Below are 26,989 nucleotides of genomic sequence, written 5' to 3'. Positions count from 1 at the left end.
CGAAGAGGTTACATGGACAACAAAAACTATCAACAACTTACCCGCACCTTCCTGCGACTCTCTCGCTTCTCTTACCTCTCCGCTATCGCCAGTTGGAATATGTTCGCCGTTAGTCATTAATAAGTAAATTCATTAAGAGACCAAAAGAAACCGCTGTTTGCCGGGCTTAGGCTACTAAGCGATGTGAAGTAGATCAATTATTCAAGATGTTAACAATACGGTACTGATATATTTCGATTTTGATTTTAAAATTTTGAAATTGATAAGTTTTTGATGGTATTTTATAGTAAGGGATCATTTACAGACTGGAGGTAAATTATATGACGCCAAAAGAAATACTTTGCCAATGGGTTGACGCATTTAATAATGCAGATATAGAAATTATTTCTGAATTATATGATGATAATGCAATAAACCATCAGGTTGCCAATGATCCCGTTATTGGGAAAGAGGCAATAAAGAAAATGTTTGAACAAGATTTTGCCATCCCAGAAATGGTTTGTATCGTTGAAAATATTTTCGAAGATGGACAATGGGCAATTTTAGAGTGGCGTGACCCATTAGGTTTGAGAGGTTGCGGTTTCTTTCAAATAGTAAACAATAAAATTGTATTTCAAAGAGGCTACTGGGATAAGCTATCTTTCTTAAAACAGCACAATTTGCCTATTGAATAGTTTACAAATTTCTCAAAATGTACATTAAGGGAAGTATAACAACTTACCTTAAAAATTGTTATAATATCAGCACTGTATTAAAATATAACCTAATCAATTAAAAATCAATGAGTTAAATGCATTTAAAATATTATGCCGAATGCTTTTTATATAAATCACGTACTGAATGAGTATTCGCACCAGTTTTTATTAGTTCTGGTATTAAGGCATTTAGTAAGGGTATCTTTAACGATGATATCATTTGAAATACTTCTCATGTTTTGACGATAAGCTACTTCTTTGGAGTAACCGCTCAAGTACTTATTAGATATTTTGTGTACATAGCAAACTAACTGCTTTGTTTTTCCTTCTGCATAAATTTGATGTCTGCTGGTAAAGGTTGCTGGTGGCGTTCAGCCAGAAGTATTTATTAAACTGTTGATACACCTGGTTGTATTATGATGTAGTGACTTCAGTCTTACTGTTCACAGTGACTACTTCCACATAAGTTAAACTCCCTGAACGCCCCCACACGATAAGGTAGAACAAGAATGGAAAAATCATCAGCTTATCATGATGTTACACGCATCTTCCTGCGACTCTCTCGTTTTTCACACCTCTCCGCTATCGCCAGTTGGGATATGTTCACCATGATGCCGCCCGGCGGCAGTGCAGCGCGTGGCGAAGCGCTGGCGGAGCTGAGCGTTCTGGAACATCAAATCCTGACTGAACCAAAAGTGGCGCAATGGCTTGCCGCTGCCGCCCAGGAGGATCTCAATGATGTGGAACAGGCCAATCTGCGGGAAATGACGCGACTGCATACCCAGGCCGCGTTGTTACCAGAGTCGTTGGTGGAGGCCAAATCTCTCGCCGGAAGTCGCTGCGAACACGCCTGGCGCAGCCAGCGTCCCGCCAACGACTGGCAGGGATTTTCAGCGAATCTGAAGGAAGTAGTAAAACTGAGCCGCGAAGAGGCCAGACTGCGTGCGCAAGTCAAAGGCGGCTCGCCGTATGACGCGCTGCTGGACATTTATGAGCCGGAAATGACCAGCGCACAGTTGGATGGCCTGTTTGCCGATCTCAAATCGTGGCTGCCGGATCTGCTCAGTCGCGTGGTTGCCCGCCAGTCGCAGCAGTCGCTGATTGCCCCCGTCGGCCCCTTCCCGACTGTCGTTCAGCGCGAACTGGGGCTGGAGACGATGTCGGTACTCGGTTTCGATTTTAACGCCGGTCGCCTCGACATCAGCGCGCATCCATTCTGCGGCGGCGTGCCTGAAGACGTGCGAATCACGACGCGTTATGACGAAAACGAATTACTCAGCGCCCTGTTTGGCGTGATCCACGAAACCGGCCATGCCCGCTACGAGCAAAACCTGCCGCGTAACGGGTTGGGTCAGCCCGTCGCCCTTGCCCGTTCCACCGCAATCCACGAATCCCAGAGCCTGTTTTTTGAAATGCAGGTAGGTCGCAGCAATGCATTTTTAAGGCAACTGTTACCTGCCGTGAAGCGTCATTTTGGCGATCAGGCCGCCTTTGAAGAGCAAAACTTCATCGCCTGGAATCAGCGGGTAAAACCCGGTTTTATCCGCGTGGATGCCGATGAAGTCAGCTATCCGGCGCACGTCATCCTGCGCTATGAAATTGAGCGCGCATTGATCAATGGCGATATCGAAGTGGACGACATTCCGGCGCTGTGGGACGAAAAAATGCAGGCCTGGCTGGGACTGTCGACAAAAGGGAACTATCGCGACGGCTGCATGCAGGATATTCACTGGACTGACGGCGGGTTTGGTTACTTCCCTTCTTATACGCTGGGCGCAATGTATGCCGCACAGTTGTTCAGCGCTGCAAATCGCGCATTGCCAGGTCTCAGTCAGCAGATTGCCGGCGGCGATTTCAGCGCCTTGTTTGACTGGCTGCGACAGAATATCTGGCAGCACGGCAGTCGCTTTACCACGGCGCAGTTGATTACTCAGGCCACCGGAGAAGCATTGAGCAGCCGTCATTTCCGCGCTCATCTTGAATCTCGCTATCTGTAAACCCCCTCGCCGGGCCGCTGCGCCCGGCGTTGTACATATCGTTACACGCCGAAACCAATGACTCACGGAAGCGCGCATCACCCAGCGATATAGTTATTTCAACGGCCCCGCAGTGGGGTTGAATGAAAAACCAAATCGAGGGTATGAGAATGAAAAAAGTATTAGCTCTGGTTGTTGCCGCTGCTATGGGTCTGTCTTCTGCTGCGTTTGCGGCTGACACTACATCAACTGCACCGGCTGCGGCGCCTGTTGCGAAATCGGCTCCGGCAAAAACCATGCACCACAAAAAACATCACAAAGCGACTACCCAGAAAGCGCCAGAACAAAAAGCGCAGGCCGCTAAAAAACACCCGAAAAAAGCCAAAGCCACGACTGAGCAGAAAGCGCCTGAACAGAAAGCTCAAGCCGCTAAAAAGCACACCAAAAAACACAGCCAAAAACCGGCCGCTAAGCCTGCCGCTCAACCGGCCGCTTAAGTCCTGAATCGGTAAACTGGCGCGCCCCCTCGCGCCATTCTTCAACGGCGCTGAACGCTTTCCCGGTTTAGCGCCGTCTTTTTCGGAGGGTAACATGGTGCGCCGTTATCGCTTTGAGTTCATCCTTATCTCGCTTATTTTATGTGCGCTCATTGCCGCCCGCTTTTATCTTTCCTGATTGTAGTACTCTGATTTTGCTCTCACTTTCCCACCGTTACGTCTATAGTAATTACTGAGGGTTCTCTTTTAATAATCATAATTACCCACACAGAGTGTGATATGCGTAAAACCGTTGCTGTATTACTGGGTTCGTTGTGCTTTTCATCGGGTATTGCGCATGCGGATAAGCCTGACGCGGATACCGGAACCAGTGAAGTCAAAACGTTATTTTTTGGTCAGGACGATCGCGCGCCGGTAAGCGATCCTACCCAATCGCCGTGGGATGCCATCGGACAACTGGAAACCGCCAGCGGTAACCTCTGCACCGCGACGCTAATCTCCCCACATCTGGCGCTCACTGCCGGACATTGCTTATTAACGCCGCCAAAAGGGAAACCGGATAAAGCCGTCGTCCTGCGTTTTGTTTCGAAAAAAGGTCTCTGGCGTTATGAAATTCACGGTATTGAAGGACGGGTGGATCCTGGTCTTGGAAAACGTCTGAAGCCCGATGGCGACGGCTGGATTGTGCCGCCTGCAGCTGCGCCGTGGGACTTTGGCCTGATTGTGTTGCGCTATCCCCCTTCCGGCATCACGCCGTTACCGCTGTTTGAGGGTGATAAGGCGGCACTGACCGCCGCACTCAAAGAGGCCGGACGCAAGGTCACGCAGTCGGGGTATCCGGAAGATCATCTGGATACGCTCTATTCTCATCAGGATTGTATCGTCACCGGCTGGGCGCAGAATTCAGTGTTGTCACACCAGTGTGACACGCTGCCGGGCGACAGCGGTTCACCGCTGATGCTGAAAACCGAGGCGGGCTGGCAGTTAATCGGTGTTCAAAGTTCTGCCCCGGCGGCGAAAGATCGCTGGCGCGCAGATAACCGGGCGATCTCGGTGACGGGATTTCGGGAAAAACTGGATGCGCTGGCCGGGGAGCAATAAGGCGCATCGAGCTGCCCGCGGGCGCGGGCAGCGATACATCAGGCCAGTTTAATCATCACCATACCAGCCAGCAGCAACACAACGCCGATCCAGCCTTTATGATTCAGACGTTGCCCGAACAGTATCCATCCGGCAGCCAGCGTCGCGGCGATACCAAATCCCCCCCACAGCGCGTAGGCAACGGACAGGTCAATGCCCTTTACCGCCTGTGAAAGCGCACTGAACGCGGCGAGTACCGCAACCAGCGAGAGAATGCCGTACAATTTACGACGAAAGCCGTCAGAGAATTTTAAAAAGACGTTGGCGATAATTTCCAGCACGATCGCCATCCCTAACCAGGCGGCGTGAACCCATTCAAACTGTTGCATGGGTCACCTCTTTCGCTGACTGACGCGACTTGCGGGTACCGGATTTGATCAACACGATGCCCACTACCAGCGTTGCCAGACCGGCAATTTTCATGGCCGACAGCGACTCATCAAATAACAGCACGCTAAACAGCGTAATAAATAAAATGCCGATCCCTTCCCACAATGCGTAAGCCACACCAAGGGCGATTTTTTTAACGGCAAAAGAGAGAAAAATATACGAGGCGGCGATCATCACCAGCATTAAAATAAACCCGCTGTTGCCATCGCTTACGCTTGCCCATTTCATCGACAATGTGCCGGTAATTTCAGCGGCAATCGCCAGACCTAATAAAATCCAGTAAAACATAGTGCTTCTCCTGCTTGAGAATATAATCCCTGGGCTTGCACAACGTTGCAAACCAGAAAATAAAATCAGTTAGCCAGACGCGTGGCGTCAGCTCGAACAGAAGAAGGGACTAAAGCGCGTTGCGCCAGTGTTGCTCACCTGCAAGCAAGAAAGAGGAGGAAGTGCGAAGAAGAATTTGTGTAGAAAAAAACGTCCTGAACATATTGTCCATAATATTACAATTATCCGCAGTGTTGCTTCTCGTCATCGCGGATGATAATTGTCCTCGGTAGTTGAACACGCCTGATTTGTATCATAGGCCAGGAATTAACTCAAAACCTTTTCACTTCTTTACCCGAATCGTTTGATTTTTCTCAGGACGATTCGACCCGAATCACATTATTATACGCGGCAAGCAGAAAAATACAGGACGCTCCATGGCAAAACCAATCATCACGCTGAACGGTCTTAAGATCGTCATTATGCTGGGAATGCTGGTGATCATTCTTACCGGTATCCGCTTTGCGGCGGATATTATTGTGCCATTTATTCTGGCGTTATTTATTGCCGTCGTCCTTAGCCCGCTGGTACAGCGGATGGTGAAACTGCGCGTTCCGCGTGTGCTGGCGATCTCCCTGCTGGTGATCATTATCGTGATGGCGATGGTGTTACTGCTGGCCTATCTGGGTACGTCCCTCAATGAACTGGCGCGCACCCTGCCCCAGTATCGTTCTTCACTGGTCATCCCGCTGAAAAGTCTCGAGCCCTGGCTGGTCCGCTTAGGCATCGGCGTCTCGGTGGATGAGATGGTGAAGTACATCGATCCCAACGCGGCGATGACCCTGATCACCAATTTACTGGCGCAGTTAACCAACGCCATGTCATCGATCTTTTTACTGCTGCTGACGGTGGTCTTTATGCTGCTGGAAGTGCCGCAGCTCCCCACGAAATTCCAGCAGATCATGGTTCGTCCGGTCGAAGGGATGGCAGCCATTCAGCGCGCCATCGATAGCGTATCGCACTATCTGGTGCTGAAAACGGCAATCAGTCTGGTCACCGGGCTGGTGGTCTGGGGTATGCTGGCGGCGCTGGACGTTCGTTTCGCCTTTATCTGGGGGCTGTTGGCCTTTGCGCTCAACTACATTCCCAACATTGGTTCAGTGCTGGCGGCGATCCCGCCCATCATTCAGGTGTTGGCGTTTGGCGGCCTGTACGATGCGCTGGTGGTGCTGGCGGGTTATCTGATCATCAACCTGGTGTTCGGCAATATCCTTGAACCACGAATCATGGGACGCGGCCTGGGGCTTTCTACGCTGGTGGTGTTCCTGTCGTTGATCTTCTGGGGCTGGCTGCTGGGGCCGGTGGGGATGCTGCTTTCGGTACCGCTGACTATTATCGTCAAGATTGCGCTGGAACAATCCGTTGGTGGGCAAAGTATTGCCATTCTGTTAGGCGATGCAAACAAAAAGTGACCGACGTAAAAACGGCCTCCGCAGAGGCCGTTTCAACAGAACAACGGATTACAGCGCTTTCAGAATCGCATCCACGCTGGCTTTGGCATCGCCAAACAGCATATGAGTGTTCTCTTTGAAGAACAGCGGGTTCTGCACACCGGCGTAGCCGGTATTCATTGAACGTTTGAAGACAATCACGTTCTGCGCTTTCCACACTTCCAGCACCGGCATACCGGCGATAGGACTGTTTGGATCGTCCTGCGCCGCCGGGTTCACGGTGTCGTTCGCGCCAATAACCAGCACGGTGTCGGTATCGGCGAAATCATCGTTGATCTCGTCCATTTCCAGCACGATGTCGTAAGGCACTTTCGCTTCCGCCAACAGCACGTTCATGTGACCAGGCAGACGTCCTGCCACCGGGTGGATACCGAAACGTACCTTGATACCGCGCGCGCGCAGCTTCTCGGTAATTTCCGCGACCGGATACTGTGCCTGCGCCACCGCCATGCCGTAGCCCGGGGTGATGATCACCGTATGCGAGTTTTTCAGCATATCCGCGGTCTCTTCCGCACTGATCTCACGGTGTTCGCCCACTTCTTCATCACCGCTGGACGCCGTACCATCGGTACCGAAGCCCCCTGCAATGACGCTGATGAACGAGCGGTTCATCGCCTTACACATGATGTAAGACAGAATCGCACCGGACGAACCGACCAGCGCGCCGGTCACGATCAGCAGGTCGTTGCTCAGCATGAAGCCCGCCGCCGCTGCCGCCCAACCAGAGTAGGAGTTCAGCATGGAGACCACGACCGGCATATCCGCCCCGCCGATGGACGCCACCAGATGCCAGCCAAACGCCAGCGCGATGATGGTCATCACCAGCAGCGCCAGAACCTGCAGGCCAACGCTTTCGGTACGGACAAAAACCACCAGCAGCAGGAAAGAGACCACCAACGCCGCGAGGTTCATTTTGTGACGGTTCGGCAGCATCAGCGGTTTAGAAGAGATCTTGCCGCGCAGCTTACCAAATGCCACCACCGAACCAGTGAAGGTTACCGCACCGATGAAGATGCCCAGGAACACTTCGGTCAGGTGAATATTGACCAGAATCGGCTCCAGGCCTGCTTCGTGATACAGATAGCTGTTGAAGCCGACCAGTACCGCAGCCAGACCGACGAAGCTGTGCAGAATCGCCACCAGTTCCGGCATTTCGGTCATTTCAACTTTCTTCGCCAGACGAATACCAATCGCGCCGCCGATGATCATTGCCACCAGGATCCAGGCAACGTTGCCGGTATCTGGGCCAAAAATCGTGGCAATCAGCGCAATCGCCATCCCGGCGATACCGAAGTTGTTACCCTGCTGAGACGTTTCATGTTTTGAAAGTCCTGCCAGACTGAAAATAAACAGGATCGCGGCAACAATGTATGCAGCTGTAACTAATCCTCCAGACATGTGTTACCCCTTAGTTTTTCCGGAACATTTTCAGCATGCGCTGAGTCACGGTGAAGCCACCGAAAATATTGATGCTGGCAATCAGGACCGCGATGAAGCTCAGGAAGCTAACCCAGCCGCCCTGGCCAATCTGCAATAGCGCGCCAACCACGATGATCCCTGAAATGGCGTTGGTCACGGACATCAGCGGCGTATGCAGAGCATGAGAAACGTTCCAGACCACGTAGTAGCCCACCACGCAGGACAGTGCGAACACCGTAAAGTGACCGAGGAACTCTTTCGGCGCGACGTCTGCCAGCCAGCCGAACAGAATGATCACCAGCGCCATCACCGCGTATTTACGCCACGGCGATGCCGGTTTTTCCGGCTCTTTTGCAGCCGGCGCGGCTTTCGCGGCGGCCTGCGGCTGTGCAGATACCTGAATCGGCGGCGCCGGCCAGGTAATTTCGCCGTCACGCACTACCGTGACGCCGCGCACGACCACGTCGTCGAAATCAACGGTGATATTGCCGTCTTTCTCTTTGCACAGCAGTTTAAGCAGGTTAACAAGGTTGGTGCCGTACAGTTGTGAAGACTGTGTCGGCAGACGCCCTGGCAAGTCGGTATAACCGATCACCTTAACGCCGTTTGCCGTGGTCGTGACCTGATTGGCGACCGTATATTCACAGTTACCGCCGTTTTGCGCCGCCAGGTCGACAATCACGCTGCCCGCCTTCATGGAGTCAACCATCTCACGGGTGATCAGTTTCGGTGCCGGTTTACCCGGAATCAGGGCGGTGGTGACAATAATGTCGACCTCTTTTGCCTGCGCGGCAAACAGCGCCATTTCCGCTTTAATAAACGCCTCAGACATCACTTTGGCGTAACCGTCGCCGCTGCCTGCTTCCTCTTTGAAATCCAGTTCGAGGAATTCAGCGCCCATACTCTGGACCTGCTCTTTCACTTCCGGACGGGTGTCAAAGGCACGCACAATCGCGCCCAGGCTGTTCGCTGCGCCAATGGCGGCCAGACCAGCAACACCGGCCCCGATCACCATCACTTTGGCGGGAGGAACTTTACCCGCAGCGGTGATCTGCCCGGTAAAGAAGCGGCCAAACTCGTGCGCGGCTTCCACGATCGCCCGATAACCGGCGATGTTTGCCATCGAGCTCAATGCATCCAGCGACTGCGCACGTGAAATACGCGGTACAGAATCCATTGCCATCACCGTCACATTACGCTCGGCGAGCTTTTGCATTAACTCTGGATTCTGCGCAGGCCAGATAAAACTGACCAGCGTGGTGCCCGGATTGAGTAACGGAATTTCCTCATCTTCCGGTGCGTTAACCTTCAGAATGATCTCTGATTGCCAGACAGCGCTGCTATCGACAATTTCCGCGCCCGCTTCTACAAAAGCTTTATCGTCAAAACTCGCCAGTCCACCCGCGCCGCTCTCTACCGCGACGGTGAAACCCAACTTCAGCAGTTGCTCAACCGTTTTCGGCGTCGCGGCTACACGGGTTTCATTGGTAAACCGTTCTTTTGGTATGCCAATTCGCATAATGTTCCCTTCCATCGGTATTTTTGATGATGGTTTGTCAGTTAACGTGGAATTGCGCAGGCAATTTCACGCAGGGGTATAGGTTACCCCGGAAAAATAAAACAGTAACAAACTCTCTATAACGTACTGAAAATAGCGCTTGTGATCTAGCGCCAAAAAACAGTATTTGTCGGGTTATCAGCAAAACAGGAACGATTCAGCCCTCTGACCGGGATAATGACCTTCAATTCCTCGTGAAAGGCCCATAATTCGCTCAGACGAAGCGGCAAAACATGATTAAGCGCCACGGAAGATCAACTAATTAACATTAAATTAACTTATAAAATTCAGTGCGTTCATCAGTTTTCACTGTGAAATGACCATTTTTTCGACATATCATAATTTGTTATCGACCTTGTGACCTCATCTGCTGTGTCGATTGAAAAATCACGCAGACAGTCACCGGGTTTAAATGCAATAATCAGCCACGTTTCTAGTCAATAACAATACCAGTACCTGGTTTGCGCAAGGCGAAGGATTATTTTTATGAAGCTTAAGAACACTCTCCTGGCGTCCGCACTTCTTTCTGCGACGGCTTTTTCCGTAAACGCAGCAACAGAATTGACGCCGGAGCAAGCGGCAGCACTGAAACCTTACGACCGTGTCACGGTCACAGGCCGTTTTAATGCGATTGGCGATGCGGTGAAGGCCGTTAACCGCCGCGCAGATAAAGAAGGCGCCGCCTCATTCTATGTTGTCGATACATCTGATTTTGGTAACAGCGGTAACTGGCGTGTTGTTGCAGACTTCTACAAAGCCGACGCTGAGAAAGCGGAAGCCAGCAAGAACCGCGTGATCAATGGCGTGGTTGAATTGCCAAAATCAGAAGCTGTAATGCTGGAACCGTTTGATACCGTTACGGTACAGGGTTTCTACCGCAGCCAGCCGGAAGTGAATGACGCCATCACCAAAGCGGCAAACGAAAAAGGCGCCTACGCTTTCTACATTGTGCGTCAGATCGATGCGAACCAGGGCGGCAACCAGCGTATTACCGCTTTTATCTATAAAAAAGATGCGAAGAAACGCGTGGTGCAGAGCCCTGACGCGATCCCGGCGGATTCCGATGCCGGTCGCGCAGCGCTGGCAGCCGGTGGCGAAGCGGCGAAAAACGTCGAAATCCCAGGTGTTGCCACCACCGCGTCGCCGAGTTCTGAAGTTGGTCGCTTCTTCGAAACGCAATCCACTAAAGGTGGACGTTACACTGTCACCCTTCCGGATGGCACCAAAGTTGAAGAGCTGAACAAAGCCACGGCGGCCATGATGGTGCCGTTCGACAGCATCAAGTTCACCGGCAACTACAGCAGCATGACTGAAGTCTCTTACCAGGTTGCCAAGCGTGCAGCGAAGCAAGGGGCTAAGTATTACCACATTACCCGCCAGTGGCAGGAACGTGGTAACAACATGACCATCAGCGCCGATCTGTATAAGTAAGGCTCTCCGGTCATAAAATAAGGCGGCTTTATGCCGCCTTTCGCTTTATTAGTCACAAATTTTCCTCTGATCATTGCATGCAGTCTCTTCTCTCCGTAAAATCCCGCGCCTTAGTGGCTTTCACCATTTTTATGCGCTTTGCCACAATAATTATTCTCCATCGATCGTTTGTACCACGGGATAACCATGGAAAAGAAACTGGGACTGAGCGCTCTCACCGCGCTGGTTTTAAGCTCAATGCTTGGCGCTGGTGTTTTCAGTCTGCCGCAGAATATGGCCGCTGTCGCCAGCCCGTCGGCATTGCTTATCGGCTGGGCGATTACCGGGGCCGGGATATTGCTGCTGGCGTTTGCCATGTTAATCCTGACCCGTATCCGTCCCGAACTGGATGGCGGTATCTTCACCTATGCCCGCGAAGGTTTCGGTGAGCTGATCGGTTTCTGCTCGGCCTGGGGCTACTGGCTATGTGCGGTGATTGCCAACGTCTCCTATCTGGTCATTGTCTTCTCTGCTCTCAGTTTCTTTACCGATACGCCTGAACTACGTCTGTTTGGCGACGGCAATACCTGGCAGGCAATCGTGGGCGCGTCGGTGCTGCTGTGGGTGGTACATTTTCTGGTGCTGCGCGGCGTACAAACGGCAGCCAGCATCAACCTGGTGGCGACGCTGGCAAAATTGCTGCCGCTCGGTCTGTTTATTGTGCTGGCCTTTATGGCATTTAAACTGGAGGTTTTTAGCCTCGACTTTACCGGCCTCGCGCTGGGAGTCCCGGTCTGGGAACAGGTTAAGAACACGATGCTTATCACGCTGTGGGTATTCATCGGTGTGGAAGGCGCAGTCGTCGTCTCGGCGCGGGCACGTAACAAACACGATGTCGGTCGCGCTACGCTGTTAGCGGTGCTCTCCGCGCTTGCTGTTTATCTGCTGGTCACTCTGCTCTCGCTTGGTGTGGTGGCCCGCCCGGAACTGGCGGAGATCCGTAACCCGTCAATGGCAGGTCTGATGGTCAAAATGATGGGGCCGTGGGGTGAGATTATCATTGCGGCGGGTCTGATTGTCTCCGTTTGCGGGGCCTATCTGAGCTGGACCATTATGGCGGCGGAGGTCCCGTTCCTTGCCTCAACGCATAAAGCCTTCCCGCGGATTTTTGCCCGTCAGAATGCGCAAGGCGCGCCATCGGCTTCGCTGTGGCTCACCAACCTCTGCGTTCAGGTCTGTCTGGTGCTGATCTGGCTAACCGGCTCGGATTACAACACGCTGCTGACTATCGCCTCAGAGATGATTCTGGTCCCCTATTTCCTCGTCGGTGCTTTCCTGCTGAAAATCGCTACCCGTCCGCTTCACCAGGCGGTAGGTGTCGGTGCGTGCATTTATGGCTTATGGTTATTATATGCTTCCGGACCGATGCATCTGCTGCTCTCCGTGGTGCTTTATGCGCCGGGTCTGCTGGTGTTCCTGTATGCTCGTAAGACGCATACGCATGATAACGTTTTGAACCGACAGGAAATGGTTCTGATTGGTCTGTTGCTGGTGGCCGCCGTACCGGCGACCTGGCTGCTGGTGGGGTAAACGCATCCCATCGTTTGACGCTAATAGCCTGATTCGCAGGCGCATAAGGAGTTTTTCGATGGGAACGCAACACCCTCTGCCCATTTTAGTGACCGGTGGTGGCCGCCGTATCGGCCTCGCCATTGCCTGGCACTTTATCAACCAGAAACAGCCGGTGATCGTCAGCTACCGCACGCATTATCCGGCCATTGACGGACTGACCAACGCGGGCGCCCTGTGTATTCAGGCTGATTTCTCCACCAATGAAGGCATTCTGGCCTTCGCCGATACGGTAAAAGAACGCGCCAGCGGTCTGCGCGCCATCGTCCATAATGCCAGCGCATGGATGGCAGAGAAGCCGGGAACGCCACTCTCTGACGTACTGGCCTGCATGATGCAAATCCACGTCAATGCCCCCTATCTGCTCAATCATGCGCTCGAAGGCATGCTTCGCGGGCACGGTCACGCCGCCGCTGACATCATTCATTTCACCGACTACGTTGTGGAGAAAGGCAGTGATAAGCATATTGCTTATGCCGCCAGTAAAGCGGCGCTGGATAATATGACCCGTTCATTTGCCCGCAAGCTCGCGCCAGAGGTGAAGGTCAACGCCATTGCCCCTTCGCTGATCCTGTTTAACGAGGGCGATGACGCCGAGTACCGCCAGCAGGCGCTGAACAAATCGCTGATGAAAACGGCGCCGGGTGAAAAGGAGGTGATCGATTTAATCGATTATCTGCTGACCAGTTGCTTTGTGACCGGCCGTAGCTTCGCCGTGGACGGCGGTCGGCATCTGCGTTAGTGCAGTTTGACCCAGCAAAAGATCAGCAGCCAGGCGCTCAGGCACCAGCAGATCACTGCCCCGCCCAGCGCCACCGGCAGCTTCAGAAAACCGGTGAAATACCACAGCGAAACGAGATAGACAAAATAGGGAATAATCGACCACATGCTGAATACGATGGTCGTTCTTAGCGCGTCAATTCCCCGCTCGCTGGCCACGATATAATGGGCAATCAGCGCGAATGTCGGGAACAGCGGGATTAGCCCTGCGATGTAGTAATTCTTCGTTTTTGCCAGCAACCCAATCAACACCACCACCAGCGCACCCAGCGCGGCTTTAATCACGAGTCCCATTACCTTGCCTTTACACATCAATAACATCGGCAACCAGCATAACGGAAGCGTCACCGTTTAGGAAAGATTAATGGAAGGCAACGCCCCGGCGGTGTATGTTGACGTTTTCTGATCGGCAATCAAGACGATGAACACGATTGTATTTGTTGAAGACGATCCTGAGGTCGGCGCGCTCATTGCGGCCTATCTGGCGAAACACGATTTCGACGTGATCGTCGAGCCACGTGGCGATCTGGCAGAAGCGCGGATCCTCCAGGTTCAGCCGGACCTGGTCTTGCTGGATATTATGCTTCCCGGTAAAGACGGCATGACCCTCTGTCGTGACCTGCAAGGGCAATGGCAGGGGCCGATCGTCCTCCTCACTTCGCTTGACAGCGACATGAACCACATCCTGGCACTGGAAATGGGCGCCTGCGATTACATTCTGAAAACCACGCCGCCAGCGGTCCTGCTGGCCCGTCTGCGGCTGCATCTGCGGCAGAGCGATCAGTCTGGTCATAGCAAAGGGATTCAGCCTGCCGCCGTCACGCCGCATAAAACGCTGCGCTTTGGTTCCCTGACTATCGACCCCATCAACCGTGTCGTTTTGCTCAGTGGTGAACAGGTCATACTGTCCACCGCGGATTTCGAGCTGCTATGGGAACTCGCCACGCACGCCGGACAGATTATGGACCGCGATGCGCTACTGAAAAATCTGCGCGGCGTTAGCTACGACGGCATGGATCGCAGCGTTGATGTTGCCATCTCGCGTCTGCGTAAGAAACTGCTCGATAATGCGGCTGAGCCCTATCGTATTAAAACGGTACGCAATAAAGGCTATCTGTTTGCCCCGCACGCCTGGGATGATGTGCCATCACCGCATTCGGGGATGTAAATGAAGAAACTGTTCGTGCAGTTTTATCTCCTGCTGTTTGTCTGCTTTCTGGTGATGACCCTGCTGGTCGGGCTGGTTTACAAATTCACCGCAGAGCGGGCTGGCAGGCAGTCGCTCGATGACCTGATGAAAAGCTCGCTGTATCTGATGCGCAGCGAGCTACGCGAGATCCCTCCGCGCGACTGGGGTAAAACGCTCAAAGAGATGGACCTCAATCTCTCTTTTGACCTGCGCGTTGAGCCGCTGACAAAATTCTCGCTGGATGAACAGAGTATGCAACGTCTGCGTGAAGGCGACATCATTGCACTCGACGATCAGTACACCTTTATTCAGCGCATTCCGCGCAGCCATTACGTGCTGGCCGTTGGCCCGGTTCCCTACCTCTATTTTCTCCATCAGATGCGCCTGCTGGATATCGCGCTGATGGCGTTTATCGCCATCTCACTGGCCTTTCCGGTGTTCATCTGGATGCGTCCTCACTGGCAGGAAATGCTGCGACTGGAGGCCGCCGCCCAGCGGTTCGGCAAAGGTCATCTCAGTGAACGGCTGCACTTTGACAGCGGCTCCAGTTTTGAACGGCTGGGCATTGCTTTTAATCAGATGGCGGACAACATTAATGCGCTGATCGCCAGTAAAAAACAGCTGATCGACGGGATTGCCCATGAACTGCGCACTCCGCTGGTTCGCCTGCGCTACCGACTGGAGATGAGTGAAAACCTCACGGAACAAGAATCTCTGGCGCTCAATCGCGATATCGGACAGCTCGAAGCCTTAATTGAGGAGCTGTTAACCTACGCCCGCCTCGACAGGCCGCAGAATGAACTGCATCTTAGCGAACCGGACCTCCCGGTCTGGCTCACGGCGCATATTGATGATGTGCAAAGCGTGAATCCTGAGCGAACGCTGCGGATTACGCGTCTCGTCCGCGGCGATTATGGCGCGCTGGATATGCGACTCATGGAACGGGTGTTGGATAATCTGCTGAACAACGCGCTGCGCTACTGCCAGTCGACGGTGCAGATAAGCCTGCAACTCAGCGATCGTTTCGCCACGCTGACCGTCGAAGATGACGGGCCGGGCATTGCCCCGGAAGCGAGGGAGACTGTTTTTGAACCTTTCGTCCGTCTGGATCCAAGTCGGGATCGCGCCACCGGCGGGTGCGGTCTGGGTCTGGCGATTGTCTATTCCATCGCCCAGGCGATGGGGGGCACGGTCAGCTGCGGGGAAAGTGAACTGGGCGGCGCCCGCTTCAGCTTTAGTTGGCCGATCTGGCACACACTTCCTGAATTAACCGCTGGCTGACGCTATTCGCACGGTAGTCGCAGGCGATATAACGTGCTATACATTGAGTATGTTGTAACTAATGAGGTGCACAATGGCCCGTTACGATCTCGTCGACAGACTGAATACCACGTTTCGCCAGATGGAGCAGGCGCTGGCTGAACTGACGCAAGCGCTTGGAGAACATCATCTGATGATAGCCCGTGTCTTTTCGCTGCCGGAGGTGAGCAAAGAGGCCGAGCACGCCCCGCTGGATACTATTGCGGTGAAGCAGCATCTGGGTAAGGAGGCCGAAACGCTGGCGTTGGCGCACTATCGCCATCTGTTTATTCAGCAGCAGTCTGAAACGCGCAGCAGTAAAGCGGCGGTGCGTCTGCCGGGCGTGTTGTGCTATCAGGTGGGCAGTGCCAGCCAGGCGGCGCTGGAAAATCAGGTGCAGCGCATCAATCAGTTGAAAACCACCTTTGAGCATATTGTCACCGTGGAGTCCGGGTTGCCGTCTGCTGCGCGCTTTGAATGGGTCCACCGCCATCTTCCGGGGTTGATTACGCTCAATGCATATCGGACGCTAACGGTGATAAACGATCCGGCGACGCTGCGCTTTGGCTGGGCGAACAAACATATCATCAAGAATCTGAAGCGCGATGAGGTGCTGGCGCAACTGGAAAAGAGTCTGAACACGCCGCGCAGCGTACATCCCTGGACCCGCGAGGAGTGGCAGGCAAAACTGGAGCGGGAATATCAGGACATCGCCGCCCTGCCGCAACAGGCAAAACTCAAAATCAAGCGTCCGGTCAAGGTCCAGCCCATCGCCCGGGTCTGGTACAAAGGCGAGCAAAAGCAGGTACAGCATGCCTGCCCGACGCCGCTTATCGCGTTGATCAATACGGAAAACGGCGCAGGCATGCCGGATATTGGCGAGCTACTGAACTACGATGCCGAAAACGTACAGCATCGATTTAAACCGCAGGCGCAGCCGCTGCGTCTGATGATCCCACGACTGCACCTGTATGTGGCGGATTAACGCCCCGGTTTCATACTGCCAACCATCTGCTCTGGCCGCACCCAGCTGTCGAACTCCGCTTCGGTGAGATAGCCCAGCGCCAGAGCCGAAGCTTTCAGCGTCAGCCCTTCTTTATGCGCTTTCTTGGCGATTTCCGCCGCTTTGTCGTAGCCGATATGGGTATTCAACGCGGTGACGAGCATCAGTGATTCATTGAGCAACTGATTAATTCGCTCACGATTGGGTTCGATACCGACCGCACAATGTTCGTTGAAACTCTCCATACCATCCGCCAGCAGACGCACCGATTGCAGGAAGTTGTGGATTACCATCGGACGGAAGACGTTCAGTTCGAAGTTGCCTGATGCGCCGCCGATGTTGATCGCCACATCGTTCCCCATCACCTGACAACACAGCATCGTCAGCGCCTCACACTGGGTTGGGTTAACTTTGCCCGGCATGATCGAGCTGCCCGGTTCATTTTCCGGGATAGCGATTTCGCCAATGCCGCAGCGCGGCCCCGACGCCAGCCAACGCACATCATTGGCGATTTTCATTAGCGACGCCGCCAGCCCTTTCAGCGCGCCGTGGGCATGAACCAGCGCATCACAGGTCGCCAGCGCTTCGAACTTGTTCGGCGCGGTGACAAAAGGAGCCTGGGTGATGGCCGCCAGTTCGTCAGCGACGCGGCGGGCATATTCCGGATGCGTATTCAGCCCGGTGCCGACCGCTGTACCGCCCAACGCCAGTTCGGCCACGTGCGGCAGACTGTTTTCAATGTGCCGCAGGTTGTGTTCTAACATCGCCACCCAGCCAGAAATCTCCTGCCCCAGCGTTAGCGGCGTAGCGTCCTGGAGATGAGTACGGCCAATTTTGACAATATCGGCGAAAGCGTGGGATTTCTCGTTCAGCGTCTTCGTCAACACCTGCAACTGCGGAATCAGATGACTGCGCAACGCCAGCAGCGCAGCCACATGCATCGCCGTCGGAAAGACGTCGTTCGAACTCTGGCTCTTGTTGACGTCATCATTAGGATGGACTTTGCGCTCCATGCCGCGAACGCCGCCCAACAGTTCACTGGCCCGGTTCGCCAGCACTTCGTTCATATTCATGTTGCTTTGCGTACCCGACCCGGTCTGCCAGATAGCCAGAGGGAATTCCTCCGCGTGTTTATCTGCCAGCACCTCATCCGCGGCCTGCATAATGGCGGCGGCTTTGTCGGCGGCCAGCAACCCTAAATCGTCGTTAACCTTTGCCGCTGCACGCTTGGTGAGCGCCAGCGCGTGGATCAGCGAGATGGGCATTTTCTCGGTGGAGATCCGAAAATGCTCAAGCGAACGCTGGGTTTGCGCTCCCCACAGTTTATCTGCCGGGACATCAATCGCGCCCATCGAATCTTTCTCGCTGCGTACCGTTACCATGACCTGCTCCTTAGATAATGAATTGATTAGGTTATGTTCGACATTGCCCACTTGCTTGCGGTCTTATGAGTATCAACGATGTCAGCACCACCGTTTGGTGGTTTGTGCGATAAAAAAAACCGCCCCGAAGGGCGGCTGACGTTACTTAACGCAGCGTGCGCACTGCGACGTCTGAATCTGCTGGAAGAAATCGTTGCCTTTATCATCAACGAGAATAAAGGCCGGGAAATCTTCAACTTCGATTTTCCAGATAGCTTCCATTCCGAGTTCCGGATATTCCACGCACTCCAGGCTCTTGATGCTGCCCTGCGCCAGTACGGCTGCCGGACCGCCAATGCTGCCGAGGTAGAATCCACCATGTTTTTGACAGGCGTCAGTCACCTGCTGGCTGCGGTTACCCTTGGCCAGCATGATCATACTCCCGCCCTGCGACTGAAGCTGATCAACATACGAATCCATACGCCCGGCGGTGGTCGGGCCGAGTGAACCGGAGGCATAGCCTTCCGGCGTCTTCGCCGGACCGGCGTAGTAAATCGGGTGATCTTTTACATACTGCGGCAGCCCTTCGCCATTATCCATCCGCTCTTTTAATTTAGCGTGCGCAATATCACGACCGACGATGATCGTGCCGTTCAGGGAAAGACGGGTCGACACCGGATATTGCGACAGCTGTTCGAGGATCGCTTTCATTGGACGGTTCAGGTCAACGCGTACCGCTTCCCCTTCGCCCGCTTTACGCAGTTCTTCAGGAATGTATTTGCCCGGATTGTGCTCCAGCTTCTCGATCCAGATGCCTTTACGGTTGATCTTCGCTTTGATGTTGCGATCCGCCGAGCAGGAGACGCCCATTCCGACCGGACAGGATGCGCCGTGGCGCGGCAGACGGATCACGCGAATATCGTGAGCAAAGTATTTGCCGCCAAACTGCGCGCCTAAACCAAGGTTTTGCGCTTCCGTCAGCAGCTCCTTTTCCAGCTCGACGTCACGGAACGCCTGACCATGTTCATTCCCCTCGGTCGGCAGTTCATCATAGTATTTCGCCGACGCCAGCTTCACGGTCTTCAGGTTTGCCTCTGCCGACGTCCCGCCGATCACAAAGGCAATGTGGTATGGCGGACACGCTGCGGTCCCCAGCGTCCGCATCTTCTCAACCAGGTAGTTTTTCAGCTTGCCCGGAGTGAGCAGCGCTTTGGTTTCCTGATAAAGATAGGTCTTGTTCGCGGAACCGCCGCCCTTCGCGATGCAAAGGAATTTGTACTCATCGCCATCGACGCTGTAGAGGTCAATCTGCGCAGGTAGGTTGGTGCCGGTGTTCACCTCTTTATACATATCCAGCGCGGCGTTTTGCGAATAGCGCAGGTTATCTTCGATGTAGGTGTTATACACCCCACGCGCCAGCGCCGCTTCATCACCACCGCCGGTCCAGACGCGCTGGCCCTTTTTGCCGACGATAATCGCCGTGCCGGTATCCTGGCAGGTTGGCAAAATACCCTTCGCCGCGATGTCAGAGTTACGCAGGAACTGCAGCGCCACATATTTGTCGTTTTCACTGGCGTCTGGGTCGCGCAGAATGTCGGCAACCTGCTGTTGGTGTGCGGGGCGCAGCATAAATGAGGCGTCATGGAAGGCCTGACGCGCGAGCAGCGTTAACGCTTCCGGGTCGACTTTGAGGATCTCTTGTCCTTCAAATTCGGCAACGGAGACGTATTCACTGGTCAGCAGGGTGTATTCGGTATCATCCTTTTTAAGGGGAAAAGGATCCTGATAATGAAAGGGTTTGTTTGACATTGTTCTCTCACTTACTGCTCGGTCTGATTTTCTTAGGCTTCAGGGCAGATGTTCCATTGCCCTCGTTAAAAGCGAGTTACACTATCCTACACAATTTTTTAACAAAAACTGAGACAAGTACGACTTTTTGCGCCCACAGGTTACTTCCCACAGGTTTCTTGCTTTAATAGTCGAATTAAGTTTCCACTGATTTCCAACTTGCAACAGGGCATTGAACATGCAAAAACTCATCAACTCCGTGCAGAACTACGCCTGGGGAAGTAAAACGGCGCTGACGGAACTCTATGGTCTGGCGAATCCGCAGCAGTTACCCATGGCGGAACTGTGGATGGGCGCGCACCCGAAAAGTAGCTCCAGGATTGAAGACGCCAGCGGGCAGATCGTCTCGCTGCGTGACGTGATTGACGAAAATCAATCCGCACTGCTGGGTGATGCCGTGGCGCAGCGCTTCGGCGAATTGCCGTTCCTGTTCAAAGTGCTGTGCGCCGCGCAACCGCTGTCCATCCAGGTACATCCGAATAAGCGTAATTCTGAAATCGGCTTTGCTAAAGAGAACGCCGCCGGTATTCCGATGGATGCCGCAGAGCGCAACTACAAAGATCCGAACCATAAGCCGGAGCTGGTTTTCGCGCTGACCCCGTTCCTTGCCATGAACGCATTCCGCGAGTTCTCTGAAATCGTTTCGCTGCTGCAACCGGTGGCTGGCGCACACACCGCCATCGCCCATTTTCTCGAACAGCCCAACGCGGAGCGGCTGAGCCAGTTGTTTGCCGGTCTGCTGAGTATGCAGGGTGAGGAGAAATCCCGTGCGCTGGCGATTCTGAAAGCGGCGCTGGAAACCCAGCAAGGCGAGCCGTGGCAGACTATCCGCCTTATCGCAGAGTTTTACCCGGACGACAGCGGCCTCTTCTCACCTCTACTGCTGAACGTGGTGAAACTGAATCCTGGCGACGCGATGTTCCTGTTCGCCGAAACGCCGCATGCCTATCTGCAAGGTGTCGCGCTGGAAGTCATGGCGAACTCCGATAACGTGCTGCGTGCGGGTCTGACGCCGAAATACATCGACATCCCGGAACTGGTCGCCAATGTGAAGTTTGACGCGAAACCGGCTAACCAGTTGTTGACCACGCCGGTGAAACATGGCGCGGAGCTCGATTTCCCGATCCCGGTCGATGATTTCGCGTTCTCTCTGCATGATCTGTCCGCCCAGGAGACAGCGATCGAGCAGCACAGCGCGGCTATCCTGTTCTGTGTTGAAGGCGAAGCGGTGTTAAGCAAAGGCGAACAGCGTCTGGTGCTGAAACCGGGTGAATCGGCGTTTATCAGCGCCGAAGAGTCACCGGTGAGCGTCAGCGGCGTGGGCCGTGTGGCGCGGGTTTACAACAAACTCTAGCAACTTACTGAATTTTGTAGTAACTCTTGCTAAGCTTGTAAAAGGCTTATGACTTTGCCAGGCGGTCTCTACCGCCTGGTTTCATTTTATGGATAAACAATATGAAAAAATCGCTGGTAGCTGCAGGTGTGATCGTCGCACTCGGCGTCGTCTGGACGGGCGGTGCATGGTACACAGGTAAAAAGCTGGAAACCCATCTGGCTGAGATGGTCAGCCAGGCCAATGCGCAGATTAAACTCACCGCGCCGGAAGCAAACGTGGAACTCGCTTATCAGAGCTATCAGCGTGGCGTCTTCAGCAGCCAGTTACAGTTGGTGCTTAAGCCGGTAGCCGGAAAAGAAAATCCATGGCTGAAAGCTGGCCAAAGCGTGGTGCTTGACGAATCCGTCGATCATGGTCCCTTCCCGTTCGCTCAACTGAAAACCTTTAATCTTCTGCCGTCGATGGCCTCAGTAAAGACGACCCTGGTCAATAACGACGTCAGCAAACCGCTCTTTGAGATGGCGAAAGGTGAAACGCCTTTTGAGATCAATTCACGGATTAGCTACAGCGGAGATACCCGTTCCGCAATGTCGCTGAAACCGCTGAACTACGATAAAGGGGCGGAGAAAGTCGCATTCAGCGGCGGCGAATTTATTTTCAATGCCGATAAAGAAGGCAAAGTGGTTTCCCTTTCCGGTGAAGCGAAGAGCGGTCTGGTCGATGCGGTGAATGAGTACGATCAGAAGGTCCAGCTCTCCTTTAACGACCTGAAAACAGAAGGTTCCAGCACGCTTGCGAGCTTCGGTGAGCGCGTCGGCAATCAGAAAGTCACGATTGGGAAAATGTCCCTCGCCGTTGAAGGCAAAGAGATGGCGCTGCTGGAAGGCATGGAGATCAGCGGGAAGACCGATCTCGTGGATGACGGTAAAACCATCAACAGCCAACTGGATTACACTCTGAACAGCCTCAAGGTTCAGAATCAGGATCTGGGAAGCGGCAAGCTGACGCTGAAAGTCGGTCAGATTGACGGCGCGGCATGGCATCAGTTCAGCCAGCAGTATAATGCCCAGACCCAGGCGCTGTTATCGCAGCCGGAAGTGGCGAACAACCCGGAACTGTATCAGCAGAGAGTGACCGAAGCTTTCTTTGGCGCCCTGCCGCTGTTAATGAAAGGCGAACCGGTCATTACCATTGCGCCGTTGAGCTGGAAAAATGCCAAAGGCGAAACGGCGCTGAATCTATCCCTGTTCCTGAAGGATCCGGCCACCGCGCAGGGTGAACCGCAGACGCTGGCCGACGAAGTCGACCGTTCGGTGAAATCGCTCGACGGTAAGCTGTCGATTCCAGTGGATATGGCCGTTGAGTTTATGACTCAGGTCGCCCGTCTGGAAGGTTATCAGCAGGAGGAAGCCGCTAAACTTGCCAACCAGCAGGTGAAGGGCCTCGCCGCGATGGGACAGATGTTCCGCATTACCACCCTTGAGGACAACACCATTGGCACCAGCCTGCAGTACGCTAATGGTCAGGTGACCTTAAACGGGAAGAAGATGCCGCTGGAAGAGTTTGTCGGAATGTTCGGCATGGTTCTGCCCCAGCAGTAATCGCCAGAACCCCTCTACGGAGGGGTTTATTCTTGCACCACCAGTCGCGCAGACAACGTCTGACTGCGGGTGTGACTCTCCTCACGCGCAATGCGTTGCAGGATGCGTTCCGCCAGACTGTAACCCATTTCCCGCGCCGGCATTGTCGCCCAGACAATCGGCAGATCGTCCAGCGCGTTTTCCGCCACATCGGCAAAGGCGCCTAATGAAACCTGCTGCTCAAAGTAGCGATCAACCCCCACTTCACCGCTCTGCCGTCCCGCCCGCATCAGGCCAAACCACGCGCCCATCGCAATCGTTTCGTTATAGCACACCACGGCGCTGATGGTCGGATTCCGTCGTAGTAACGCACCGATTGCCTCGGCGGCCTGCTTCTGGCTGGACACGCATTCCATTACCCAGTCGCTATGAAACGGTAAACCGTATTTCAGCAGTGTCGCGCAGTAGCCGCCGACGCGTTCCGCACGCGTTAATGATGAACTCTGCCCCCCTAGCCATGCGATGCGCTGATGGCCGTGACGAATCAGATGCTCCGTCAGCAGTTGCGCGGCCTGCATGTTGTCCGGACGCACGGTATCCACATCGTCCAGATAACTGGCTCGTGAGGCGAAAACCACCGGAATGCCCTTTTCTTCAGCCATCAGACGCAGATCATCGCTACTGCCAGCCGCCCCGGCGATCACCACGCCGTCAACGCCCTGATTCAGTAGCATGGCAAAACGCTGCGCCAGTTGTTCACCATCCTGACCGCCATGCAACAAAAACGCCATCCGGCCCTGTGCTTCCAGCGCTTCCGTTAACCCCGCCGTCAGTTCTGCATAAAACGGTGCCGTCAGATCGCGGACAATCAGTCCAATCACCCCGCTCTGGCCTCCCCGTAACACCGAAGCCTGACGGTTACGCACAAAACCCAGTTGTTCTATCGCCGCATTTACTCGTTCGCCGGTGGCGGTTGAAATGCGGCCTTTGCCGCTGAGCACCAGTGAAACCGTGCTGACGGAGACGCCCGCCGCCAGTGCGACATCGTGGATAGTGATTTTTTTGGCTATGGCCATAAAAACGCCAGACTCCCTGATAATGTGACAGATAAAACGTTTTATCTATTACATCTATTTATACGCGTTAATATCCTCTGATAATGTGATTTTCACCGCACTAAAAAGTGATAAAACGTTTTATCTTCTTGATCAAATTTTCTCATTACCCATGGATTTGCACAAGGAGTCGTTAGATGACGGCGAAGACAACACCAAAAATTACGCTGTGGGAATTTTTCCAGCAGTTAGGGAAAACGTTTATGCTGCCCGTGGCGCTGCTTTCGTTTTGCGGCATTATGCTCGGGATTGGCAGTTCGCTCAGCAGCCACGATGTGATCACCCTGCTTCCGGCACTGGGTAACCCAGTGCTTCAGGCCATCTTTACCTGGATGAGCAAAGTGGGCTCATTCGCCTTCAGTTTTCTGCCGGTGATGTTCTGTATTGCGATCCCGCTCGGGCTGGCCCGCGAAAACAAAGGCGTTGCGGCATTTGCCGGTTTTGTCGGTTACGCGGTAATGAACCTCGCCGTCAACTTCTGGCTGACCGCAAAGGGTATTCTGCCGACCACCGATGCGGCGATCCTGAAAGCCAACAACATCCAGAATATCCTCGGCATTCAGTCAATTGACACCGGGATCCTCGGCGCGGTGATCGCCGGTATTATCGTGTGGATGCTGCACGAGCGTTTCCATAACATCCGTTTGCCGGATGCGCTGGCATTCTTCGGCGGTACCCGCTTTGTCCCCATCGTCTCTTCAGTGGTGATGGGGCTGGTGGGTCTGGTGATCCCGTTGGTGTGGCCGGTTTTCGCGATGGGGATCAGCGGGCTGGGTCATATGATCAATAGCGCGGGCGACTTTGGTCCGATGCTGTTTGGTACTGGCGAACGCCTGTTGTTGCCGTTTGGTCTGCATCACATTCTGGTGGCGTTAATTCGCTTTACCGACGCTGGCGGTACCCAGGAAGTGTGCGGTCATTCGGTGAGCGGCGCGCTGACCATTTTCCAGGCACAGCTGAGTTGCCCGACCACCCAAGGCTTCTCGGAAAGCGCCACCCGCTTCCTGTCACAGGGTAAAATGCCAGCGTTCCTTGGCGGCTTGCCAGGTGCGGCGTTAGCGATGTATCACTGCGCACGTCCGGAGAATCGTCACAAGATCAAAGGGCTGCTGATTTCGGGTCTGATTGCCTGTGTCGTTGGCGGCACGACGGAACCGCTGGAATTCCTGTTCCTGTTTGTTGCACCGGTGCTGTATGTTATTCACGCGTTGTTGACCGGTCTGGGCTTTACCATGATGTCAGTACTGGGTGTAACGATCGGTAACACTGACGGCAATATCATCGACTTTGTGGTGTTTGGGATCCTGCACGGACTGTCCACCAAGTGGTATCTGGTCCCGGTCGTCGCGGCAGTCTGGTTCGTGGTGTATTACGCCATCTTCCGCTTCGCTATTACTCGCTTTAACCTCAAAACACCGGGTCGCGACAGTGAAATCGCCAGCTCGATCGAAAAAGCCGTTGCCGGAACGCCGGGAAAATCGGGTTATAACGTGCCTGCTATTCTGGCCGCGCTGGGCGGTGCCGATAACATCGTCAGTCTGGATAACTGCATTACCCGTCTGCGTCTTTCCGTTAAGGATATGTCGCGGGTCGATGTACAGGCGCTGAAGGACAATCGCGCCATCGGCGTCGTGCAGTTGAATCAACATAACCTGCAGGTGGTGATCGGCCCGCAGGTCCAGTCGGTTAAAGACGAAATGGCTGGCCTGATGAATACCGTTCAGGCATAAGGACACGCACATGTTTGATTTTTCACAGGTTGTTGACCGTCACGGTACGTGGTGCACGCAATGGGATTACGTGGCCGATCGCTTCGGCACTGCCGACCTGCTGCCGTTTACCATCTCCGATATGGATTTCGCGACGGCTCCCTGCATCCTGGAGGCGCTGAACCAGCGCCTCGCTCACGGCGTGCTGGGCTACAGTCGCTGGAAGAATGATGAGTTTCTCGGCGCGGTTGCCCACTGGTTTGCCCGGCGCCACAACACGCGCATCGATAGCGGATCGCTGGTGTATGGCCCTTCCGTAATCTATATGGTGTCACAACTCATCCGCCAGTGGTCTTCTGTCGGTGACGGCGTGGTGCTCCATACTCCGGCCTATGACGCGTTCTATAAAGCTATCGAAGGCAATCAGCGTCATGTTGTCCCGGTGGCGTTGGAACAACGCAATGGCAACTGGCATTGCGATATGGAGAAACTGGATACGGCACTGGCGCGCCCGGAAAGTAAGATTCTGCTGTTGTGCAGCCCGCATAACCCGACCGGTAAAGTCTGGACGCGCGAGGAACTGGAAGCGATGGCGGAACGCTGCCAGCGTCACGGCGTGCGGGTAATATCTGATGAAATTCATATGGATATGGTCTGGGGCGAACAGCCGCACATCCCCTGGAGCCATGTGGCGCGTGACAGTTGGGCGTTGTTCACCTCTGGCTCCAAAAGCTTCAATATTCCGGCGCTGACCGGCGCTTACGGGATGATTGAAGACGCTGACAGCCGTGATGCGTATCTCAACGCGTTAAAAGGTCGCGACGGTCTGTCCTCTCCCGCCGTGCTGGCGCTGACTGCTCATATCGCGGCCTATGAACAGGGCGAGGCGTGGCTGGACGCGCTGCGGGCGTATCTCCGGGATAATCTACGCTACATTGCGGATACCCTGAACGACGCTTTTCCTGAACTCAACTGGCCGGTGCCGCAGTCGACCTATCTCGCGTGGATCGACCTGCGGGCATTGAACATTGATGATAAGGCATTGCAGAATGCGTTGATTCAACAGGAGAAAATCGCCATCATGCCCGGCTATACCTACGGTGATGAAGGACGCGGTTTTGTACGACTGAATGCCGGGTGCCCGCGTTCAAAACTCGAAAAAGGCGTGAACGGATTAATTAACGCGATCCGATCGGTACGCTGACACCCCATTGCGCAATGGAATTAATCATTGCGCAACATAGCTTTTCCCCTGCTTTTGTTTTTATAATAGCGCG

At 54.0% G+C, this 26,989-nt stretch carries 25 protein-coding genes; 16 read left to right on the top strand and 9 right to left on the bottom strand.

Annotation, left to right across the window (positions count from 1 at the left end; all coding sequences use genetic code 11):
• The first annotated feature begins 320 nt into the window (after nucleotides 1-320).
• From AL479_RS20660 to AL479_RS20635, 5 genes are all read left to right on the top strand, one after another.
• The gene (locus AL479_RS20660; RefSeq protein ID WP_061077442.1) at nucleotides 321-674 is read left to right on the top strand and encodes an ester cyclase; all 354 of its coding nucleotides are present in this window, start codon (nucleotides 321-323) and stop codon (nucleotides 672-674) included.
• Between the two features lie 530 nt (nucleotides 675-1,204).
• Nucleotides 1,205-2,692: a carboxypeptidase M32 gene (locus AL479_RS20650; protein WP_061077441.1), complete on the top strand. Its 1,488-nt coding sequence runs from the start codon at nucleotides 1,205-1,207 to the stop codon at nucleotides 2,690-2,692.
• A gap of 149 nt (nucleotides 2,693-2,841) precedes the next feature.
• Nucleotides 2,842-3,168 (top strand): acid resistance repetitive basic protein Asr, encoded by a 327-nt coding sequence (gene asr, locus AL479_RS20645; RefSeq protein WP_061077440.1) that lies wholly within the window; start codon nucleotides 2,842-2,844, stop codon nucleotides 3,166-3,168.
• A 94-nt stretch (nucleotides 3,169-3,262) separates the two neighbouring features.
• Nucleotides 3,263-3,346, top strand: coding sequence for a hypothetical protein (locus tag AL479_RS20640; protein WP_102601868.1), 84 nt, complete (start codon nucleotides 3,263-3,265; stop codon nucleotides 3,344-3,346).
• Nucleotides 3,347-3,447: 101 nt separating this feature from the next.
• Nucleotides 3,448-4,269 (top strand): trypsin-like serine peptidase, encoded by an 822-nt coding sequence (locus tag AL479_RS20635; RefSeq protein WP_061077439.1) that lies wholly within the window; start codon nucleotides 3,448-3,450, stop codon nucleotides 4,267-4,269.
• Nucleotides 4,270-4,307: 38 nt separating this feature from the next.
• Here the strand turns inward: AL479_RS20635 and mdtI are convergent, their stop codons facing one another.
• The 3 genes from mdtI to AL479_RS24260 all read right to left on the bottom strand — a co-directional run bounded on the left by mdtI (nucleotide 4,308) and on the right by AL479_RS24260 (nucleotide 5,266).
• Nucleotides 4,308-4,637 carry a multidrug/spermidine efflux SMR transporter subunit MdtI gene (mdtI, locus tag AL479_RS20630; RefSeq protein WP_043000763.1) on the bottom strand — a complete coding sequence of 110 codons (330 nt, stop codon included), beginning with the start codon at nucleotides 4,635-4,637 and terminating at the stop codon, nucleotides 4,308-4,310.
• Nucleotides 4,624-4,986, bottom strand: coding sequence for a multidrug/spermidine efflux SMR transporter subunit MdtJ (mdtJ, locus tag AL479_RS20625; protein WP_061077438.1), 363 nt, complete (start codon nucleotides 4,984-4,986; stop codon nucleotides 4,624-4,626). Before mdtJ ends, mdtI begins: the two co-directional genes overlap by 14 nt.
• Nucleotides 4,987-5,095: 109 nt before the next feature.
• Nucleotides 5,096-5,266, bottom strand: coding sequence for a hypothetical protein (locus AL479_RS24260; protein WP_080343303.1), 171 nt, complete (start codon nucleotides 5,264-5,266; stop codon nucleotides 5,096-5,098).
• A gap of 136 nt (nucleotides 5,267-5,402) precedes the next feature.
• Between AL479_RS24260 and AL479_RS20615 the strand changes: the two genes are divergently transcribed.
• Nucleotides 5,403-6,437 carry an AI-2E family transporter gene (locus tag AL479_RS20615; protein ID WP_061077437.1) on the top strand — a complete coding sequence of 345 codons (1,035 nt, stop codon included), beginning with the start codon at nucleotides 5,403-5,405 and terminating at the stop codon, nucleotides 6,435-6,437.
• Between the two features lie 48 nt (nucleotides 6,438-6,485).
• Here AL479_RS20615 and pntB read toward each other — a convergent pair whose 3' ends face one another.
• Together pntB and pntA are read right to left on the bottom strand one after the other, a co-directional pair.
• Nucleotides 6,486-7,874 carry a Re/Si-specific NAD(P)(+) transhydrogenase subunit beta gene (pntB, locus tag AL479_RS20610; protein ID WP_043000766.1) on the bottom strand — a complete coding sequence of 463 codons (1,389 nt, stop codon included), beginning with the start codon at nucleotides 7,872-7,874 and terminating at the stop codon, nucleotides 6,486-6,488.
• Nucleotides 7,875-7,884: 10 nt separating this feature from the next.
• Nucleotides 7,885-9,414, bottom strand: a complete 1,530-nt coding sequence (gene pntA / locus AL479_RS20605) for a Re/Si-specific NAD(P)(+) transhydrogenase subunit alpha (protein WP_061077436.1) — start codon at nucleotides 9,412-9,414, stop codon at nucleotides 7,885-7,887.
• Between the two features lie 525 nt (nucleotides 9,415-9,939).
• Here pntA and ydgH point away from each other — a divergent pair.
• From ydgH to folM, 3 genes are all read left to right on the top strand, one after another.
• On the top strand, nucleotides 9,940-10,884 hold the full coding sequence (gene ydgH / locus AL479_RS20600) for a DUF1471 family protein YdgH (protein ID WP_061077435.1): 945 nt from the start codon (nucleotides 9,940-9,942) through the stop codon (nucleotides 10,882-10,884).
• A 186-nt stretch (nucleotides 10,885-11,070) separates the two neighbouring features.
• Nucleotides 11,071-12,453: an amino acid permease gene (locus AL479_RS20595; protein WP_061077434.1), complete on the top strand. Its 1,383-nt coding sequence runs from the start codon at nucleotides 11,071-11,073 to the stop codon at nucleotides 12,451-12,453.
• 58 nt (nucleotides 12,454-12,511) lie between these two features.
• Nucleotides 12,512-13,234 carry a dihydromonapterin reductase gene (gene folM, locus AL479_RS20590; RefSeq protein WP_061077433.1) on the top strand — a complete coding sequence of 241 codons (723 nt, stop codon included), beginning with the start codon at nucleotides 12,512-12,514 and terminating at the stop codon, nucleotides 13,232-13,234.
• On the opposite strand, the gene AL479_RS20585 is transcribed toward folM, so the two are convergent.
• Nucleotides 13,231-13,566, bottom strand: coding sequence for a GlpM family protein (locus AL479_RS20585; RefSeq protein ID WP_042319174.1), 336 nt, complete (start codon nucleotides 13,564-13,566; stop codon nucleotides 13,231-13,233). The two genes, folM and AL479_RS20585, sit on opposite strands and share 4 nt — an antisense overlap.
• 127 nt (nucleotides 13,567-13,693) lie before the next feature.
• On the opposite strand from AL479_RS20585, the gene rstA reads away from it, so the two are divergent.
• The 3 genes from rstA to tus all read left to right on the top strand — a co-directional run bounded on the left by rstA (nucleotide 13,694) and on the right by tus (nucleotide 16,745).
• Nucleotides 13,694-14,440 (top strand): two-component system response regulator RstA, encoded by a 747-nt coding sequence (rstA, locus tag AL479_RS20580; protein WP_061077432.1) that lies wholly within the window; start codon nucleotides 13,694-13,696, stop codon nucleotides 14,438-14,440.
• Nucleotides 14,441-15,742 carry a two-component system sensor histidine kinase RstB gene (gene rstB / locus AL479_RS20575; protein WP_061077431.1) on the top strand — a complete coding sequence of 434 codons (1,302 nt, stop codon included), beginning with the start codon at nucleotides 14,441-14,443 and terminating at the stop codon, nucleotides 15,740-15,742.
• A 73-nt stretch (nucleotides 15,743-15,815) separates the two neighbouring features.
• A complete protein-coding gene (tus, locus tag AL479_RS20570; protein WP_061077430.1) occupies nucleotides 15,816-16,745 on the top strand; it encodes a DNA replication terminus site-binding protein in 930 nt (309 codons plus the stop codon).
• On the opposite strand, the gene fumC is transcribed toward tus, so the two are convergent.
• Nucleotides 16,742-18,145 (bottom strand): class II fumarate hydratase, encoded by a 1,404-nt coding sequence (fumC, locus tag AL479_RS20565; protein WP_061077429.1) that lies wholly within the window; start codon nucleotides 18,143-18,145, stop codon nucleotides 16,742-16,744. The genes tus and fumC overlap by 4 nt on opposite strands.
• A 141-nt stretch (nucleotides 18,146-18,286) precedes the next feature.
• Nucleotides 18,287-19,933: a class I fumarate hydratase gene (fumB, locus tag AL479_RS20560; RefSeq protein WP_061077428.1), complete on the bottom strand. Its 1,647-nt coding sequence runs from the start codon at nucleotides 19,931-19,933 to the stop codon at nucleotides 18,287-18,289.
• 217 nt (nucleotides 19,934-20,150) lie between these two features.
• Between fumB and manA the strand changes: the two genes are divergently transcribed.
• Nucleotides 20,151-21,326 (top strand): mannose-6-phosphate isomerase, encoded by a 1,176-nt coding sequence (gene manA / locus AL479_RS20555; protein ID WP_061077427.1) that lies wholly within the window; start codon nucleotides 20,151-20,153, stop codon nucleotides 21,324-21,326.
• Nucleotides 21,327-21,427: 101 nt separating this feature from the next.
• Nucleotides 21,428-22,909, top strand: a complete 1,482-nt coding sequence (locus tag AL479_RS20550; protein WP_061077426.1) for a YdgA family protein — start codon at nucleotides 21,428-21,430, stop codon at nucleotides 22,907-22,909.
• Between the two features lie 26 nt (nucleotides 22,910-22,935).
• On the opposite strand, the gene AL479_RS20545 is transcribed toward AL479_RS20550, so the two are convergent.
• Complete coding sequence (locus AL479_RS20545) at nucleotides 22,936-23,964, bottom strand: Mal regulon transcriptional regulator MalI (RefSeq protein WP_061077425.1); 1,029 nt, start codon at nucleotides 23,962-23,964, stop codon at nucleotides 22,936-22,938.
• A 176-nt stretch (nucleotides 23,965-24,140) separates the two neighbouring features.
• Between AL479_RS20545 and malX the strand changes: the two genes are divergently transcribed.
• The gene (gene malX, locus AL479_RS20540; protein WP_061077424.1) at nucleotides 24,141-25,733 is read left to right on the top strand and encodes a PTS maltose transporter subunit IICB; all 1,593 of its coding nucleotides are present in this window, start codon (nucleotides 24,141-24,143) and stop codon (nucleotides 25,731-25,733) included.
• Nucleotides 25,734-25,743: 10 nt separating this feature from the next.
• Nucleotides 25,744-26,916 carry a MalY/PatB family protein gene (locus AL479_RS20535; protein ID WP_061077423.1) on the top strand — a complete coding sequence of 391 codons (1,173 nt, stop codon included), beginning with the start codon at nucleotides 25,744-25,746 and terminating at the stop codon, nucleotides 26,914-26,916.
• Nucleotides 26,917-26,989 lie beyond the last annotated feature (73 nt).

Origin of the sequence: Citrobacter amalonaticus (genome assembly GCF_001559075.2) — a bacterium.
GTDB classification, from domain to species: domain Bacteria; phylum Pseudomonadota; class Gammaproteobacteria; order Enterobacterales; family Enterobacteriaceae; genus Citrobacter_A; species Citrobacter_A amalonaticus_F.
This window is presented reverse-complemented; position numbering and strand designations above follow the sequence as displayed.